The 3,109-nt window shown below is 47.6% G+C and carries 1 tRNA gene and 2 rRNA genes (1 of these 3 running past the window's edge); all 3 read right to left on the reverse strand.

The annotated features are described in order from the left end of the window. Window positions 1-959 (reverse strand): 23S ribosomal RNA (locus C5L21_RS08415) (it extends 1,953 nt beyond the left edge of the window). 192 nt (window positions 960-1,151) lie between these two features. Then, window positions 1,152-1,224: transfer RNA gene (locus C5L21_RS08420), tRNA-Ala, on the reverse strand. Between the two features lie 114 nt (window positions 1,225-1,338). Next, window positions 1,339-2,888, reverse strand: a 16S ribosomal RNA gene (locus tag C5L21_RS08425). Together the 16S and 23S rRNA genes with 1 tRNA gene alongside form the textbook arrangement of a ribosomal RNA operon. Window positions 2,889-3,109 lie beyond the last annotated feature (221 nt).

Consider the following 3,109-nt stretch of genomic DNA (forward strand, 5'->3'; position numbering starts at 1 on the left):
TCGGAGTTTATCAAACTTTGGTAACCCGAGATGGGCCCCTAGGCTTAACAGTGCTCTACCTCCAGTATGCTTATAATGAGGCTAGCCCTAAAGCTATTTCGGAGAGAACCAGCTATCTCCAAGTTCGTTTGGAATTTCACCGCTACCCACAGTTCATCCGAGCATTTTTTAACATGCACCGGTTCGGACCTCCAGTAAGTTTTACCTCACCTTCATCCTGACCATGGGTAGGTCACCTGGTTTCGGGTCTACAGCATCGTACTATTCGCGCTATTCACACTCGCTTTCGCTGCGGCTCCGGTCTTTCCACCTTAACCTCGCACGATACCGTAACTCGCCGGTTCATTCTACAAAAGGCACGCCATCACCCATTAACGGGCTCTGACTTCTTGTAGGCGTCGTGGTTTCAGGAACTATTTCACTCCCCTTCCGGGGTGCTTTTCACCTTTCCCTCACGGTACTGGTTCACTATCGGTCACTAGGGAGTATTTAGCCTTACGGGATGGTCCCCGCAGATTCCGACCGGATTTCACGTGTCCGGCCGTACTCAGGATCCTGAAAAGAGTGTGCTCTATTTCGCTTACGGGGCTATCACCCTGTTTCGCCAAGCTTCCCAACTTGTTCTGCTATAAAACACTTTTGTAACTCTTATTTATCAGTCCTACAACCCCAACATGCAAGCACGTTGGTTTGGGCTCTTCCCCGTTCGCTCGCCGCTACTTAGGGAATCGATTTTTCTTTCTGCTCCTGCTGCTAATGAGATGTTTCAGTTCACAGCGTATTCCGTCGTCTATCCTATGTATTCAGATAGCGACAACTCTTTTCGAGTTGGGTTTCCCCATTCGGAAATCTCTGGGTCATAGCGTACTTACCGCTCACCAAAGCTTATCGTAGTTAGTCACGTCCTTCATCGGCTCCTAGTGCCAAGGCATCCACCACGCGCCCTTATTAACTTAACCTATACAACTTGCGTTGCGGTTTCGTTTTATGAGTTGGTCATTTTTCAGACCTGCGATTAAACCGTTCTTTTTAAAGAACTTCTTTTTGTGTTGTTTCTCGGTTCAATTTAGAATAATGTTTCCATTACTTTTAAAAGAATTTGTTACTATTCAGTTTTCAATGTACAACCAAGACAATCTTTCGATTGCCTATGGAGAATAGCGGGATCGAACCGCTGACCCCCTGCTTGCAAAGCAGGTGCTCTCCCAGCTGAGCTAATTCCCCATAGGATCATCTTTTGAACATGATACCTATTACAGTACCACACTCAAAACTAAACAAAACTTTGAACATTTGAACTTGCAATCTAATGCACTGTCACTTTCCGATTATCCTTAGAAAGGAGGTGATCCAGCCGCAGGTTCTCCTACGGCTACCTTGTTACGACTTCACCCCAGTCATCTGTCCTGCCTTAGACGGCTCCCTCCCGAAGGTTAGGCCACCGGCTTTGGGCATTACAAACTCCCATGGTGTGACGGGCGGTGTGTACAAGACCCGGGAACGTATTCACCGCGGCGTGCTGATCCGCGATTACTAGCGATTCCGACTTCGTGCAGTCGAGTTGCAGACTGCAGTCCGAACTGAGACGTACTTTAAGAGATTAGCTCACCTTCGCAGGTTGGCAACTCGTTGTATACGCCATTGTAGCACGTGTGTAGCCCAGGTCATAAGGGGCATGATGATCTGACGTCGTCCCCGCCTTCCTCCGGTTTGTCACCGGCAGTCTCGCTAGAGTGCCCAACTGAATGCTGGCAACTAACAATAAGGGTTGCGCTCGTTGCGGGACTTAACCCAACATCTCACGACACGAGCTGACGACGACCATGCACCACCTGTCACTTTGTCTCCGAAGAGAACACTTCTATCTCTAAAAGCTTCAAAGGATGTCAAGACCTGGTAAGGTTCTTCGCGTTGCTTCGAATTAAACCACATGCTCCACCGCTTGTGCGGGTCCCCGTCAATTCCTTTGAGTTTCAACCTTGCGGTCGTACTCCCCAGGCGGAATACTTAATGCGTTAGCTTCGGCACTAAGAGGCGGAAACCTCCTAACACCTAGTATTCATCGTTTACGGTGTGGACTACCAGGGTATCTAATCCTGTTTGCTACCCACACTTTCGAGCCTCAACGTCAGTTGTTGTCCAGTAAGCCGCCTTCGCCACTGGTGTTCTTCCATATATCTACGCATTCCACCGCTACACATGGAGTTCCACTTACCTCTACAACACTCAAGTTAACCAGTTTCCAATGCCATTCCGGAGTTGAGCTCCGGGCTTTCACATCAGACTTAATCAACCGTCTGCGCTCGCTTTACGCCCAATAAATCCGGATAACGCTCGGGACATACGTATTACCGCGGCTGCTGGCACGTATTTAGCCGTCCCTTTCTGGTATGGTACCGTCAAACTAAAATCATTCCCTATTTTAGCATTTCTTCCCATACAACAGTGCTTTACGACCCGAAAGCCTTCATCACACACGCGGCGTTGCTCCATCAGGCTTGCGCCCATTGTGGAAGATTCCCTACTGCAGCCTCCCGTAGGAGTTTGGGCCGTGTCTCAGTCCCAATGTGGCCGATCAGTCTCTCAACTCGGCTATGCATCATTGTCTTGGTAAGCCTTTACCCCACCAACTAACTAATGCACCGCGGATCCATCTCTAGGTGACGCCGTAGCGCCTTTTAACTTGATATCATGCGATACTAAGTTTTATTCGGTATTAGCATCTGTTTCCAAATGTTATCCCCAGCCTTGAGGCAGGTTATCCACGTGTTACTCACCCGTTCGCCACTCGCTTGAAAGGTGCAAGCACCTCTCGCTGCGCGTTCGACTTGCATGTATTAGGCACGCCGCCAGCGTTCATCCTGAGCCAGGATCAAACTCTCAATTTAAATGAATTTAAATTCATTGTTTGAAGATGTACTCTTCGATTAAACTGACTAATTGCTATATCTCTATAACGACTATCCGTTTATTGTTTGTTACGAATTGACTTCGCAAATTTGTTTTTGTTATTACTGCTAATAACTAGTCACAGATTCGTTTGTTCAAAGTTTTGTTCAGTTTTCAATGTGCTACTTGTTGTCGCTGAGACAACTATATTATCTTATCA

This window comes from Leuconostoc citreum (genome assembly GCF_004354555.1).
Classification (GTDB): Bacteria; Bacillota; Bacilli; order Lactobacillales; family Lactobacillaceae; genus Leuconostoc; species Leuconostoc citreum.